This is a genomic window from Serratia sp. PGPR-27, assembly GCF_022678525.1.
Lineage (GTDB): Bacteria > Pseudomonadota > Gammaproteobacteria > Enterobacterales > Enterobacteriaceae > Serratia > Serratia nematodiphila.
Genome location: NZ_JALBYS010000009.1, coordinates 56,018 through 70,241, shown reverse-complemented (window position 1 = coordinate 70,241; position 14,224 = coordinate 56,018). Strand labels below are relative to the sequence as shown.

Genomic DNA, 14,224 nt, shown 5'->3' with positions numbered 1-14,224 from the left:
ACGATGCCATCAATCATTGCCCCTGTCTGGGGACTTAAACGTAACGTCACTCCGCAGTTTGGCGCCCGCCTGGTACAGGAAGGCGACCGACTGCATTTTCTGGCCGACCGTGCCGATATCAGCGGGACCTTCAGCGACGCGCAGCTACGAGATGTAGATAACACTTTCCCGCAGTTCATCAACCACCTGGAACTGATGCTGCTCTCCGGTGAGCTCAACCCTCGCCACCAGCACTGTGTCACGTTGTACCGCAATGGCTTGACCTGTGAGGCCGATAGCCTGGGATCACACGGTTATGTGTATCTCGCCATTTATCCTACTCCCCAATCAACTGCATAAATCTTCGCCTTTTATATCTATCGATCATCTAGCTAACTACGAGATAACCCACATGCAGACCTTACCTGTCACTCCGAAACAGGCGGCTTACGCTTGCCCATCACCCGTTATTGTCTGGCAATCCATGCTCACGTATCTGCTGGAACAGCATTACGGATTGGCGCTTAACGATACCGAGTTCAGTGATGACGCGGTGATCCACGAACATATTGATGCCGGTATCTCTCTGGCTGATGCGTTGAATTTCACGGTGGAAAAGTTCGACCTGGTTCGCATCGATCGCCGGGGGTTCTCCTGCCAGGAACAATCTCCCTTCATCACGGCTATCGATATTCTCCGTGCCCGTCGAGCCACCGGCCTGATGACCCGTCTGGGTTACCAGACCACCACCTCAGTTATCCGGGGCGAAAAACAGACATGAGCCTGTCCGGATTACTGCTGGCATGCTGATTACCTGCCCTGCCCACCCAGATTGGCAGATTTTGTTTTTTGAGGGCAAGCTCGCATTCGATAGGCAATAAAGCTATTAGCCATCTAGGTTTTGCGAAACGCTTTCCACACTATCTTTCCTGAGCTTTATCCCCTTTTTATCTGTTGCATAATACGTCTAACTGATTTGGTAGGCGTGTTTGCTTTTATGTAAGGATTACGATGATGCAAACTGAAACCGAAGTAATAGTTGAACATAGCGAGGTGATTTGCTCGACCAGCGTAGCGCGAGTCGTTGCTGGCCGTGATAGCGCTCTGAAACAGATAGAACAGCTGATCTATCAGCTTAGTGAAATTTCTTCACTCACTTCTTCAATTGGTGGGGGGACTGCTGGCGAGTGGGCGATGAGACAAGGAAGCCGCTATGACTGCTGGTTAATGGAAATGCCAGACAAAGCTATAAAGTTGATCACCCAAAATATCGATCGCAGTATTTGGCGTGATCTGATGATGAAATCTGGCATGCTGGCTCTCATGGATGCTGAAGCTCGCGAGCAGTGGTATAAAAATTTGGAAGAGGGCGACCTACCAGCTATCAATGAAGACAATATCCTCAGCACTTTTGAACAGCTACATCTGAATAAACAGGATGTATTTGAGCGCGGTGTTATCAATGTTTTCAGGGGACTATCATGGGAATATAAAACAAACAGTCCCTGTATGTTCGGCAAAAAAATCATTGTTAACAATCTGGTCACGCATAACCGTTGGGGATTCAGCTTAAGTTGGGGCTGGCGGCGGGACCAGTTAGTTGATTTGGAGCGAATGTTGTATCTGTTGGATGGTAAGCCCGTTCCTGACAATCGTGGGGATATCTCTGTGCGGTTAATGGAGTATATCCGAGATAACCCTCGTCAACAGAGTTACGAGGATGAGCTGTTTGGTATCCGCTATTTTCAAAAAGGTACCGCGCATGTAATTTTCAAACGCTTGGATCTGGTGGAGAAAATGAATGATATCGTGGCGAAGCACTATCCAGGGATGTTAGCTCGAGAAGAGCGTGCTCTCTATTCATTTTGAAGCGATAAGTGAGTCTATTTACCGCATCAAAAATGGAGTAAAATCCGCAAGATCCACGAGTCATTCGTTGCCTGCTTTTTATACAAAAAGGAGCAAGCAAAAGCATTTGGGGGTGCTTATGGGGGTTACTTAATTATCCATGATAAATAATCCTTTTAGTATCACGATATTGACGTTCTTATGCGACTCCTGTGATCTCGCCAATCAATATCTCCCAACCTCCTCTGTGATTGTCGGCTCCGGTAGAGTGAGTTTGCTTCTTTCGCTTTGTGTTAGTGCAGCTTGCGTGGGTAGAAGAAACGTTCATGAAGAAGGACTATGAGGCAGTAAGCCGTTGACGTAAAAACCGCTTACGCGGCCTTTTTATTTCTGAGAAACAGGGCAAGCAGATACAGGGCGCCCAGCGGCAGGGCCATGACATAACAGAATGCATAATACAGGATCAGCACGCCATTTTTGCCTATGGTATCGGCGAACAGTCCGCGGTGCCAAAATTCTTCACTCGTGAACTGCAGGGCGGCCGTTTCAGTGCCTTTTTTAGCACAGGGATACAGTAAAAAGCTCAGGATGGAGAGGATCAACGAAAGTGCGATATTCACCATGTCCTGGAAAGAATAGATGTAATAAAGCGCGATAAAAAAGTAAGTCACGCCCCACGCCTGACTTTTCCAATAATACACTTTGGTCATTTTCGCCTCCCTGCGCATGAGTTCCTTTCTGTTTCGTGCTTGGCGAAATGGAACATCGATGCCATTGCCCGCGCCGCTCGGTTTACCCAAGACGTCTGAGTATGCGCAGGGCTTCGGCAAAATGCCATATTACCGGCTTATCTGGCAGGCGTATTTGGGTTCTGCCGCGAGCGTCTCTTCTCCCCAACCCCTAACCCCCTCACTCCCGCTGCAAAAAGAACTGCTTGATGGTCTGCCGCAGCCAGCGATGCGCCGGATCGCGATCCAGGCGCGGGTGCCAGGCCTGCACGATAAACACCGACTCCAGCTCGAGCGGCAGCTCGATCTCCGCCAACGGCAGGTGGATGTTGCTCACCCCTTGCAGCACGTGGCGCGGCAGCGGCAGGATAAAGTCCGATTTCATGGTCAGCATCATCGCCGAATGGAAGCCCGGCAGGGTCAGGGCGACGTTGCGCTGCAGGCCGAGATCGCGCAGCGCGTCGTCGATCGGCCCCTGCGTGCGCCCACGGCGGGAGACGCTGATATGCGGGTAATGAGTCAGGGTTTCGGGCGTTACCCGGCCGATGATTGGGTGCCCAGGGCGCACCAGCGCCTGAAAGGTGCTGGTGAACAGGCTCTGCGTCTTGATTTCCGGGTGCCAGTCGCGCGAGGAACCGATCACCAGATCCACCTTGCCGCTGCGCAGCGCGTCATCCTCGCCGTCGCTTTCAGCGATAAACTTCAGGCCGCTTAACGGCGCCATGTCCCGCAGCGTCTCCAGCAAGCCGCCCGCCAGCGCGCCGATAAAAATGTCGTTGGCGCGAATGGTGAAGGTTCGGGTCAGCTTGCCGGGTTCGAACGCATCATTCGGTGCGATCAGCGCGGCGGCCTGCTCGATGATCTCGCCGAGCTGGCGTTTCAACTCCAGCGCGCGCGGCGTCGGCACCAGATGCTTGCCGGCCCTGACCATGATCGGATCGTCGAACTGCCGGCGGATGCGCCCCAGAATGCGGCTCATCGCCGGCGCGCTCAGATTCATCTTCTCGGCGGCGCCGCTCACGCTCCCTTCTTCCAGCAGCAGATTCAGCGCATAGATCAGGTTGAAATCAATTTTTTGCGGCATGGCCTCTCCGGTGGTGGTGCGCTCAATGGATTGCGTTTTGTGCAACTAGTTAATTACATCATTTCATTTTAAACAATCGAAATAAGTCCGGATACTGCCCACGACAACAAAGATTGAGGCTGAAACAGCAGGAGTGGGGAATGGTTGAGGTGTCTGTTACGCCGCACCACAAAAATCGGTGGCTCGCCAGCGCCGGCGAAATCAACGGCCGCACCTGGCTGGGGTTGTTCGGCGTGTTTTTGGCGGTGATGGCCAGCGGCGTGGGGGAAAACGCCAGCAAGTTCGCGCTGGCGGATATACAGGGCGGCATGCTGCTGAGTTTCGATGCCGGCAGTTGGCTGACCACCTGTTACGTTACCGGCTTTGTGATCGGTTCCGGGTTCACACCCTGTTTTTGGCCGACCTTTTCGTTGCGCCGGGTGGCGTTGACGATGTGCGGCATTTACCTGGCCGGCGGGCTGCTGACGCCCTGGTTGGGAGAACCGTATGGCGTGTTGCTGGCGGTGCGCAGCCTGCAGGGCTTCGCCGGCGGCGCGTTGCCGCCGATGCTGATGACGGTGGTGCTGCGTTTTATGCCGCCGCTGATCAAGGTGTTGGGGCTGGGCGCCTACGGCTGGGTCTCGGCCTGGAGCGCTACGCTGGGCGCCACCGCCGCCGCTTTCGCCTTTCACTGGGGTTGGAGTGGGTACTTCTACTGGAACCTGCCGCTGATGGCGATTGCCGCTGTGTGTATCGGCTACGGTCTGCCGCAGGATCCGCTGCGGCTGGAGCGCCTGCGGCAGTTCAACTGGCGCGGCCTGCTGCTCGGCGGCATGGCGCTCGGCATGCTGACGGTGGGCATTTCACAGGGGGAGCGGCTCGACTGGCTGAACTCGCCGCTGATCTACGTTTTATTATTGGGCGGCGGCGGATTATTGGCGTTATTTCTGATTAACGAATGGTATCACCCGCTGCCTTTTTTTAATTTGCAGCTATTAAGCAAAAGGAATTTGTCTTTCTCCTTAATTACGCTGGGTGGCGTGCTGTTAATTATGGTGTCGCTGGTCAATATTACGTCGGGATATTTATCCGCGATTCAGGGCTATCGTCAGGAACAAACTTCCGACTTAATGCTGTGGGTGGCGTTGCCGCAATTAATTACGCTGCCGATTGTCGCCATTATTTGCAATGCGCCGCGGGTGGATTGCCGCTGGGTACTGGCGATCAGCCTGCTGTTGATGGCCACCGCCTGCGTGCTGGCCGCCCAGCTGACGCCGGAATGGAACGGCGAGACGTTTCGCGTTATCGCGCTGTTGCAGGCGGTCGCGCAACCGATGGCGATCATCCCCCTGCTGATGCAGGCGACCGGTGGGCTGTTGCCGACCGACGGGCCGTTTGCGGCGGCCTGGTTTAACGCGGTGAAGGGCTTCGCCGCCACCGCGGCCGGCGGCGCCATCGCGCTGCTCAGCCGACAGCGCGGGGACTATCACGCCGGCACGATCGCCGACGGTTTTGGCTCGGCCTACAACAGCGCATCGGGGTCGGCGGAGCAGCTGGCGCAGCTTGCCGCCCGGCAGGGCCACGTGCTGGCCAGCGCCGATCTTTATCTGTTGGTTGCCGGCCTGGCGTTATTACTGACCGCGCTGATTTTAGTTATGCCGACCCGTATTTATCCGCCGCGTTCGGTCGCCGCCTGACATTTTATCATCAGAAATAAATATTAAGTGGAGTCACTTTTATGGCTAACAAAAAAGTCGCCGTCGCCGTATTGGCGGTTACCGTCATTACGCTGGGGTTATTAATGAATAAGTTTTTTATTAAAGAGACACAGCAGAATACCAACGACGCCTATATTCGCGCCGATATCTCGCGTATTTCTCCGCAGATTGCCGGTGAAATTGCGCAGGTGTTGGTCAGGGACAACCAGTGGGTTAAACAGGGGGAGTTGCTGGCGGTGATCGATCCGCGTGAATTCAACGTTGCCCTTGCGCAGGCGACGGCGCAGGAGCAATCCGCCCGCGCCCGGCAGGACGACGCCAGGGCCAACCTCAACCGGCAGAGCGCGCTGATCGCCGCCGCGCTGGCGGAGCGGCAGGCGGCGCAGGCGGAGCTGGCGTTTGCGCGTCAGGAGCAGAACCGCTACCAGAGAATGGCCAGTAGCGGCGCGGGGTCGCAGCAGGCGGCGCAGCAGGCGACAACGCGCGTGCACACGCTTTCCGCCAACGTGGCGCAGGCGGAGGCGACGCTCAAAGCGGCGCGAAACATGGAGCAGGTGCTGCAGGCCAAGCTGGCGGACAGCGATGCCGAGCTGATGCTGGCGCAGGCCAAGAAAGCGATGGCCGAACTGAACCTGTCTTACACCCGCATCACCGCACCGATCGGCGGCGTGATTGGCAAGAAAAGCCTGCGGGTCGGGGAGTTCGTCAAACCGGGCGATGCGCTGCTGGCCATCGTGCCGCAGGACAAGCTGTACATCATCGCCAACTACCAGGAAACCCAGCTGGAAAACATTGCGCACGGGCAGTCGGTAGACATCCATATCGATACCTTTCCCGGCCAAACGCTGAAAGGGCAGGTGGACAGCATCGCGCCGGCTTCCGGCGTCAGCTTCGCGGCCGTGGCGCCGGAGAACGCCACCGGCAACTTCACCAAGATCGTGCAGCGCATCCCGGTGAAAATTGTATTTGATATCAACAAAGAGCATGCCGCCTTGTTGAGCGCCCTGCGCGTTGGCATGTCTGCGGACGTCAGCATCAATACGTTGGACGGAGGCCTGCAATGAACAGAGCCGTGATCCCGCTGCTGTTGATGGCGCTGAGCGGCTGCCGGGCGGTAGGGCCGGACTACGCTCGGCCGCAGAGCGCGCTGCCCGAGAGCTGGGGTGAGCAGGCCGGCGGCGGGGCGCTGCCGGTGGCCTGGTGGTCGATATTCAACGATGTGCCGCTGTCGCAGCTGGTGCAGCGCGTGGCGGCCGGCAACCTGGATCTGCAGCTCGCCACGGCGCGCCTGCAGCAGAGCCGCGCCCTGCTGGGCGCGACAGAGGCGGCGCTGATGCCGGATCTGAGCCTGGACGGCGCCTATCAGCGCCAGCGCGCCACCTCGGTGGGCAGCATGGATCCGTCCGGCAACGGCGGAGAGGCGGATTACAACCTCTGGCGCGGCGGCTTCAGCGCCTCCTGGGAGCTGGACATGTGGGGCAAGCTGCGCCGCGCCTCGGAAAGCGCGCGCGCCGGCTTCGCCGCTTCGCAGGAGAATCGGCGCGCGCTGCTGACGTCGGTGACGGCGGAGGTGGCGAGCGACTATCTGCGCCTGCGCGCCACGCAGCAGCAGCTGGCGGTGGCGCAGGAAAACCGTGCTACGGCGCTGCGCACGCTGCAGCTGACGCAAAGCCGCTATCAAAGCGGCGCGGGCAACGAACTGGATATCGATCAGGCGCAGGTGCAGTTGGCGCAGGTGGATGCCCTGCTGCCGACGTTGGCCGACCGGCAAGAACGGCTGATTAACGCCATCGGCCTGTTGTTGGGCGAGCGGCCGGGCGCGCTGAACGCGATGCTGTCGCCGCCGGGGCCGCTGCCGACGCTGGCGCGCGCGGTGCCGATGGGGGTGCCGTCGGATCTGGCGCTGCGCAGGCCGGATATTCGCGAAGCGGCGGCGCGTTTGCATCAGGCGACCGCCGAGATCGGCGTCGCCACCGCCGACTACTACCCGCGCATCACGCTGACCGGCAACGCGGGCTACCAGGCATTGGCCTTGTCGGATATGGGCAGTTGGTCCACGCATACCTTCGCTATCGGCCCCGCCCTGTATCTGCCGCTGTTCGACGGAGGGAAAATCACCCAGCGGGTGCGCCTGAGCGAATATCGCCAGCAGGAAATGGCCATCGCCTACCAGCAAACGGTGCTGCGCGCCTGGCACGAGATCGACGACGCGCTTTCCGGCTATCGCGCCCAACAGCGCCGCCAGATGCACCTGGCCGAAGCGCTGGCCGCCAACCGACACGCGTTTGCGCTGGCGCGCGACAGCTATCTGAACGGCGCCAGCGATTTTATCCACGTCCTGAGCACGCAGCGCGCGCTGCTGGATCTGCAGTCCGCGCAAATTGTTTCAGAGGAGGAGACGGCGATCGCCGTGGTGAATATCTATCGAGCGCTGGGCGGCGGCTGGGAACTCACCTACCCGTCTGCGGCGCCACAGGAGAAGGCTGATGCACAACACGCTGAATAAGATTGTCGACGAGATGCTGGAAAGGGACACCCGCCGCAAACGGGAGGCCCGGGTGAGCGCCGTGCGGCAAGTCACCGCTCGGATCAGGCGCATCACGTTGAGCGGCGACGATGTGGATAAGTTTATCGCCGATCCGCGCGCGCAGGAGCCGGCCAGCTGGGTCAAGGTGTTCTTCCCGTGGCGCGATACGCTGGCCGGGCGGGCCTACACCCTGAGCGGCATCGACAAACTCGCTCGCACCTTCGATATCGACATGGTGCTGCACGGCGAAGGTCCGGCGTCGAACTGGGCGCGCGACGCGATGCCGGGCGACAAGCTGGGGTTCGCCGGCCCTTGCTCCGGCGGCTTTCGGCTGTTGCCGCAAACTCGCTGGCTGCTGTTGCTGGGTGATGAGACCGCGCTGCCCGCCATGCGCACTATTCTCGCCTCGCTCTCCGCCCCGTTGCCGGTGCTGTGGTTCGCCGAGGTGGGCGATGCGCAGGAGATCCAGGACGTCGATTGCTCCTTTTTGCAGGTGAACAGCTGGCAAATCCGCACCCGACATTTCGACAGCGTGATGAACAGCCCGCTGGTGCAGGCCGTCAGCCATTGCGAGCTGCCGGCCGGCGAAGGACAGGTGTGGTTGGCCTGCGAGCACCAGATCGCCGCCTATCTGAAGGCGCGTTTTATCAACGAAATGGGCATTTCCCGCGCCGCCTTGTTTGCCAAAGGTTATTGGAAAAAGGGCGAAGCCAATTTCAAGGGCGCGATTTAACTCGGGCGAGTGAGGATGGTTATGATTGAGAGAGTGTTATTGGCGGTGGACTGCTTTGAACACAGCGGCAACGCCCTGGAATTTATGGCGCGCCTGCAAGGCAGCATCGGCGGCGTAATTGTGCTGACGGTGGTGGACAATGCCTTCACGCTCAGCCGCAGCGGCCTGCGTTTCGACAGCGATGAGCGCGAGGAGTATCCCGCCGCCCAACGGGAAGAAGCGCTGGCGGAAAAGCAGGTCGGGCAGGTGACGCGGGCGCTGAAACAGCAGGGCTTCAATGCCCAGGGCTTGCTGGCCGCGGGGTCGCCCATCGAGGTGATCCCGGAACAGATGGCGCTGTTCAACTGCGATCTGTTGATCATCTCGCACCGCCACCTGTCTTCGTTGGGGCGCTGGCTGAACGCTTCCGTCACGCGTGGCCTGCTGGATGAGATCGGTCAACCGGTATTGGTGATCCCGCGCTAAGCTATGGGTAAGGGCAGCCGCATGCGGCTGCGCGCGTTCGGCGACGAAGGCCGCACATACCGGAGGTCAACATGCGAAGTCTGGAAGATCACCTTGCCGCTTATGCCGCCTATCACCGCGATGCGCGCAATATCGCCACGCATTTTATCGGTATCCCCCTGATCGTCATCAGCCTGCTGGCGCTGCTCTCCCGGCCGGCGTGGGGCGCGGGAGGGCTGCCATTTTCGCCGGCCTGCGCGGCGGTTATCGTCTCGGCGCTCTATTACCTGCGGCTGAACCTGCGCCTTGGCATCATGATGCTGGCGTTGCTGCTGCTGTGCCTCGTGTTCGGCGCCTGGATGGCGTCGCTGTCGACGGCGGCGTGGTTGAGCATCGGCATCGGCGGCTTCGTCATCGGCTGGCTGTTTCAGTTTGTCGGGCATTTCTGGGAGGGGCGAAAACCGGCGTTTATGGACGACGTGACGGGCCTTATCATCGGCCCGCTGTTCGTGCTGGCGGAAGCCTGCTTCCTGGCCGGCGGGCTGCGCGAACTGCAGCGGAACATCGAACTGCGCGCGGGCAAAGTGCGCAGCGGGAGGGGATGAGGTGGCGTTGATTCCCACGGTGACGGCATTTCCGCTGCAGCAGGCCTTTATCCCGTTGCTGGAGGCGCTGACGGCGGGGCTGCCGCGCCAATTCCCGGCGCTCATCCACAGCATTTACCTCTACGGCAGCGTCGCGCGCGGCGAAGCCCTTCCCGGCGTGTCCGATCTGGACATCACGCTGTTGCTCATAAAGCCGGCCGATAGCGGGGCGTTGCAGCGCCTTGAGGCGTGGCGGCAAGCCTTTCAGTTGGAGCAGCGGATCGTGAGCAAGGTCGACTTTGACATCGGCAGCGTTGATGAAGCGTTGGCGCCGGAGCATCACGATTCCTGGGGATTTTGGCTGAAGCATCACTGCCGATGCCTGTGGGGCGAAGACGTGTCCGCCGCTTTTTCGCTGTTTCGTCCCGATCGGCGCATCGCGCTGGCGGTCAATGCTGATTTACGGCCCGCGTTGGCGCGTTATCGGGAGCAACTGCTGCAGGCAAGGACGGTATCGGATGAGAGGCGCTTAAAGCGCGAAGCGGCCAGAAAGCTGATCCGCGCCACCAATATGTTGCGCGCCGAGGGGAGCCCGTTCTGGCCGATAACGCTAACCGACTATGCCGATCAGCTGTTGGCGCTTTATGCAGAGCAGCGCGATGAAATGGACTATTGGTTAGCGCACGCGGCAGGGGAGGCGAATGACGCGGATTTTAGCGACAGAATGATGCAATTTCTTGACTGGATCGAAGCACAGAAAAAAATAACGCCGGCTTGAGCCGGCGTTGTCGGCGAGCGTTACCCGATCGCCGGGTAATCGGTGTAGCCTTCCCGGCTGCCGCCGAAAAATTTCTCTTTAATGGGCGCATTCAGCGCCAGCCCGTGTTGCAGGCGGTGAGGCAGATCCGGGTTGGCGATGAACGGGCGGCCGAAGCCGATCAGATCCGCCCAGCCTTTGGCCAGCGCTTCTTCAGCGCGTTCACGCGTGTATTTGCCCGAGTAAATCAGCGTGCCGCGGAAAATCAGGCGCAGTGATTCTTTGAACGCCGCCGGCATCACCGGGGCGTCATCCCAGTCCGCTTCGGCGATGTGAATGTAAGCGGCGCCGATATCGTTCAGCACGCTGGCCGCCGCCAGATAGGTGGCTTCCGGGGTATCGTCCTGCGAGCCCATCAGGGTGGTCAGCGGCGCCAGGCGCACGCCCAGTTTCTCTTTGCCGATGGCGTCCGCTACCGCCTGCGCCACTTCCCGCAGGAAACGCAGGCGATTTTGCAGTGAACCGCCGTATTCGTCGTCGCGCTGGTTTTCCCGCGAGTCGATAAACTGATTGATCAGATAGCCATTCGCGCCGTGCAGCTCTACGCCATCGAAACCGGCGGCGATGGCGTTGCGGGCCGCCTGAGCGTAGTCATTGACGATCGCCGGAATTTCTTCCCGCGTTAAGGCGCGCGGTGCGGAGTGTTGCACCATTTCACCCACGCCATGTTCCGGCCCGCGGCCTTCGACATCCACAAATACCTTGACCCCATCGGCTTGGATAGCGGAGGAGGAGACCGGCGCGGCGTGGCCAGGCTGTAGAATGGTATGCGACACGCGGCCGACGTGCCAAAGCTGCGCGAAGATCTTGCCGCCGGCCTGATGTACGGCGTCGGTGACTTTTTTCCAACCGGCGATGTGTTCCGGGGTGTAAATGCCGGGCGTCCAGGCATAACCCTGGCCTTGCTGGCTAATCTGCGTGCCTTCGCTGACGATCAGCCCGGCGCTGGCGCGCTGGGCATAATATTCAGCCATCATGTCGGTGGCGACGTCGCCGGCGCCGGCCCGAGAGCGGGTCATGGGCGGCATGACGATGCGATTGTTCAGCGATAAACCGTTTAAAGAATACGAGTCAAAAAGCATGGCGCTTCCCTCTGTGTGAATGGGGCCGTAGGGCATTGATGTTTTACTGAGGCCATTATATTTCGTCGTTTAATTCTAAAAACGCGCACAATAACAAAACACTTTTGCTCTGTGTTCAATAGTTGCGGTGGCCGCCGGCTTGCCGCAGGCGGCGGGAATGAACCCGATGTGCGCTCGGGCGACGGCGGCTATTGCCTGTCGGCGCGTGGTTGGGATAGAGTCGGCTGCTGTTTTTCCCCACGATTTTTAACAAAATCGCAAAAGTCTTTTAGCCTCCCGCCTGCTTATCTTTGGTGTGATCAATGTCATACTTTTGGCATCTTAACTTTCCCGCGCTTCGGCAGCGGTTAACCGGAGTTGTTGAATGAAAATTAACTTTCCCTTATTAGCCCTGGCGGTGGGGGCGTTCGGCATCGGCACGACCGAGTTTTCCCCTATGGGGTTGCTGCCGACCATCGCCAAAGGGGTGGACGTCTCCATCCCGATGGCCGGCATGTTGATCAGCGCCTACGCCGTCGGCGTGATGGTCGGCGCACCGCTGATGACGTTGCTGCTTTCTCACCGGGCACGCAGAAGCGCGCTGATCTTCCTGATGGCGATCTTTACTCTGGGTAACGTGCTGTCGGCCGTTGCGCCTGACTACACCACCCTGATGCTGTCGCGCATCATCACCAGCCTGAACCACGGCGCGTTCTTTGGCCTCGGATCGGTGGTGGCCGCCAGCGTGGTGCCGAAGGAGAAACAGGCCAGCGCCGTGGCGACCATGTTTATGGGCCTGACCATCGCCAATATCGGCGGGGTGCCCGCCGCGACCTGGCTGGGTGAAACCATCGGCTGGCGCATGTCGTTCCTGGCGACGGCCGGGCTGGGCGTGATCGCCATGCTGGGGCTGTGGTTCTCGTTGCCGCAAGGCAGCGCCGGCGCGCGTCCGGATGTGAAACGCGAGTTGTCGGTATTGGTGCGCCCTCAGGTGCTGTCCGCCTTGCTGACGACCGTGCTGGGCGCGGGCGCGATGTTCACGCTCTATACCTATATCTCGCCGGTGTTGCAGCACATCACCGATGCGACACCGCTGTTCGTGACGTCCATGCTGGTGTTGATCGGCGTCGGTTTCTCCATCGGCAACTACCTCGGCGGCAAGTTCGCCGACCGCTCCGAAAGCGCGACGCTGAAGGGTTTCCTGTTGCTGCTGGTGGTCATTATGCTGGTGATCCCGTTCCTGGCGCGTAGTGAAATCGGCGCCGCAGTCAGCATGGTGATTTGGGGCGCGGCGACCTTTGCCGTGGTGCCGCCGCTGCAGATGCGCGTGATGCGTGTCGCCAGTGAAGCGCCGGGGCTGTCGTCTTCGGTCAATATCGGTGCCTTTAACCTGGGCAATGCGCTGGGCGCCGCCGCCGGTGGCGCGGTAGTCTCCGCCGGGCTGGGATACAGCTTCGTACCGGTGATGGGGGCGATTATTGCCGGATTGGCGCTGCTGCTGGTGCTGTTCACCCACCGTCAGGCCGAAAAAGTGGCCTACGCCAACGGTTAAAAACGACAGCGTGCGGCGGGGTTCCCCGCCGCGCTCACTCAAAGCCGAGCAGGCTGAACGCATCGTCCTGCGGGGCGTAGCCGAGCAGGCGACGGGTCTCTTCCAGCGATAAACGCGTGTAGCGGTTATTGGAAACCCCGTGCACCACCGCATATTGCACCCCTTCGACACGAATGCAGCGCTCCAGCAGATCGGCGGCGTCGCGATGGCTGAGAAACGCGCTCATGTCGCGGGCGCTGAGCCGATCGCCCGGGCTGAGGGTGGTGAAGTTGGCGATGCGCACCGACAGGGCGGAAAGCCCTTCCTGATGGGCGAAGTAGGCGGCGATGCCTTCGCCGAACGCCTTGCTGGCGCCGTACAGGTTTTTCGGTTTCGGCGCGTCATCCGGGCGGATTTGGTAATCGAGCGGATAGCCTTCCACCGCCTGCGCGCTGCTGGCGAACACCACCCGGCGGCAGCCGGCGTCTTTCGCCGCGCGGAAGATATTGAAAGTGCCGAGAATGTTGTTGTCCATCAACGAACCGCAAAAGTCGGCATCGGGGGAGGGATCGGCCGCCAGGTGCAACACGGTGTCGATATTGGCGCAGGCCGCGCGGCAGGCGTCGAGATCGGCGATGTTGAAGCTGATGACTTCGTCGCCGGGCTGCAGATCGTGCAGCAGGCTGACATCCCTTTCCGCCAACCGCAGCGCGTAGCGATTGCCCATCGCCTGGCGAAACGCCGTGGCTACCCGGCCGCCGGCGCCGGTGATCAGAATCCGTCCCAACTCAGTCCGCAACGTCATGGTCGCTGTCATCCTTACAATCGATTACGCGTTGACCAGTAATAATCGCCCGCGTGACTTTTGTCCAGTCGTTTTAATTAGTCATTCTGATGTTTCTTTCACCATTATCAATTGCGCATGGTGATTTTTGCGCAGGTGAATATCGTGGAATGTTAACGATGTGCAATCAAGCTTGGCGATCTATTTGCCTTATTGATTGCCGATTGTGGCTAAAAAAGCGGGGATTGACAGTGGATGGACGAGCGCTTTGCTTTCGCTTGATAGTGAATTATTTGGTTAGTTAATCTTATGTTTTTTGGGCCTGAGGCGGGCGATATTCCGCCCCCTCTCTATTCCGCCTGCGCGATATATCACTGCTGTGCTGAAGCCGATAGAGGGCGACAGGC

The 14,224-nt window shown here is 59.4% G+C and carries 15 protein-coding genes; 11 read left to right on the top strand and 4 right to left on the bottom strand.

The genetic code is table 11. The features are described from left to right. The first annotated feature begins 3 nt into the window (after nucleotides 1-3). The 3 genes from MMS95_RS07315 to MMS95_RS07305 all read left to right on the top strand — a co-directional run bounded on the left by MMS95_RS07315 (nucleotide 4) and on the right by MMS95_RS07305 (nucleotide 1,848). Nucleotides 4-339 carry a type IV toxin-antitoxin system YeeU family antitoxin gene (locus MMS95_RS07315; protein WP_228205405.1) on the top strand — a complete coding sequence of 112 codons (336 nt, stop codon included), beginning with the start codon at nucleotides 4-6 and terminating at the stop codon, nucleotides 337-339. Nucleotides 340-391: 52 nt separating this feature from the next. Beyond that, a complete protein-coding gene (locus MMS95_RS07310; RefSeq protein WP_242141521.1) occupies nucleotides 392-760 on the top strand; it encodes a TA system toxin CbtA family protein in 369 nt (122 codons plus the stop codon). 233 nt (nucleotides 761-993) lie between these two features. Continuing rightward, nucleotides 994-1,848 carry a DUF4942 domain-containing protein gene (locus MMS95_RS07305; RefSeq protein WP_242141520.1) on the top strand — a complete coding sequence of 285 codons (855 nt, stop codon included), beginning with the start codon at nucleotides 994-996 and terminating at the stop codon, nucleotides 1,846-1,848. Nucleotides 1,849-2,198: 350 nt separating this feature from the next. Here the strand turns inward: MMS95_RS07305 and MMS95_RS07300 are convergent, their stop codons facing one another. Then, entirely contained in the window at nucleotides 2,199-2,537 is a 339-nt protein-coding gene (locus MMS95_RS07300) for a colicin E1 family microcin immunity protein (RefSeq protein ID WP_004934067.1), read from the bottom strand. A 199-nt stretch (nucleotides 2,538-2,736) separates the two neighbouring features. Continuing rightward, a complete protein-coding gene (locus MMS95_RS07295) occupies nucleotides 2,737-3,639 on the bottom strand; it encodes a LysR family transcriptional regulator (RefSeq protein WP_031299766.1) in 903 nt (300 codons plus the stop codon). A 140-nt stretch (nucleotides 3,640-3,779) separates the two neighbouring features. On the opposite strand from MMS95_RS07295, the gene MMS95_RS07290 reads away from it, so the two are divergent. The 7 genes from MMS95_RS07290 to MMS95_RS07260 all read left to right on the top strand — a co-directional run bounded on the left by MMS95_RS07290 (nucleotide 3,780) and on the right by MMS95_RS07260 (nucleotide 10,402). Continuing rightward, nucleotides 3,780-5,315 (top strand): MFS transporter, encoded by a 1,536-nt coding sequence (locus tag MMS95_RS07290; RefSeq protein ID WP_156866355.1) that lies wholly within the window; start codon nucleotides 3,780-3,782, stop codon nucleotides 5,313-5,315. A 41-nt stretch (nucleotides 5,316-5,356) separates the two neighbouring features. Then, nucleotides 5,357-6,400: an HlyD family secretion protein gene (locus tag MMS95_RS07285; protein ID WP_048326506.1), complete on the top strand. Its 1,044-nt coding sequence runs from the start codon at nucleotides 5,357-5,359 to the stop codon at nucleotides 6,398-6,400. Next, nucleotides 6,397-7,842: an efflux transporter outer membrane subunit gene (locus MMS95_RS07280; protein WP_156866357.1), complete on the top strand. Its 1,446-nt coding sequence runs from the start codon at nucleotides 6,397-6,399 to the stop codon at nucleotides 7,840-7,842. Before MMS95_RS07285 ends, MMS95_RS07280 begins: the two co-directional genes overlap by 4 nt. Further along, a complete protein-coding gene (locus MMS95_RS07275; protein WP_156866358.1) occupies nucleotides 7,823-8,596 on the top strand; it encodes a siderophore-interacting protein in 774 nt (257 codons plus the stop codon). Before MMS95_RS07280 ends, MMS95_RS07275 begins: the two co-directional genes overlap by 20 nt. Nucleotides 8,597-8,617: 21 nt before the next feature. Next, entirely contained in the window at nucleotides 8,618-9,061 is a 444-nt protein-coding gene (locus MMS95_RS07270; RefSeq protein ID WP_015376224.1) for a universal stress protein, read from the top strand. Between the two features lie 71 nt (nucleotides 9,062-9,132). Further along, nucleotides 9,133-9,645 carry an Mpo1-like protein gene (locus MMS95_RS07265; protein WP_156866359.1) on the top strand — a complete coding sequence of 171 codons (513 nt, stop codon included), beginning with the start codon at nucleotides 9,133-9,135 and terminating at the stop codon, nucleotides 9,643-9,645. Between the two features lies 1 nt (nucleotide 9,646). Then, the gene (locus tag MMS95_RS07260) at nucleotides 9,647-10,402 is read left to right on the top strand and encodes a nucleotidyltransferase domain-containing protein (protein WP_166444727.1); all 756 of its coding nucleotides are present in this window, start codon (nucleotides 9,647-9,649) and stop codon (nucleotides 10,400-10,402) included. A gap of 20 nt (nucleotides 10,403-10,422) precedes the next feature. Here the strand turns inward: MMS95_RS07260 and MMS95_RS07255 are convergent, their stop codons facing one another. After that, complete coding sequence (locus tag MMS95_RS07255; RefSeq protein WP_004934091.1) at nucleotides 10,423-11,523, bottom strand: alkene reductase; 1,101 nt, start codon at nucleotides 11,521-11,523, stop codon at nucleotides 10,423-10,425. Between the two features lie 364 nt (nucleotides 11,524-11,887). Here MMS95_RS07255 and MMS95_RS07250 point away from each other — a divergent pair, with 364 nt between their 5' ends. Further along, nucleotides 11,888-13,054: an MFS transporter gene (locus tag MMS95_RS07250; protein ID WP_004934092.1), complete on the top strand. Its 1,167-nt coding sequence runs from the start codon at nucleotides 11,888-11,890 to the stop codon at nucleotides 13,052-13,054. Nucleotides 13,055-13,088: 34 nt separating this feature from the next. On the opposite strand, the gene MMS95_RS07245 is transcribed toward MMS95_RS07250, so the two are convergent. Then, nucleotides 13,089-13,838 (bottom strand): NAD(P)-dependent oxidoreductase, encoded by a 750-nt coding sequence (locus MMS95_RS07245; RefSeq protein WP_033631453.1) that lies wholly within the window; start codon nucleotides 13,836-13,838, stop codon nucleotides 13,089-13,091. Between the last annotated feature and the right edge of the window lie 386 nt (nucleotides 13,839-14,224).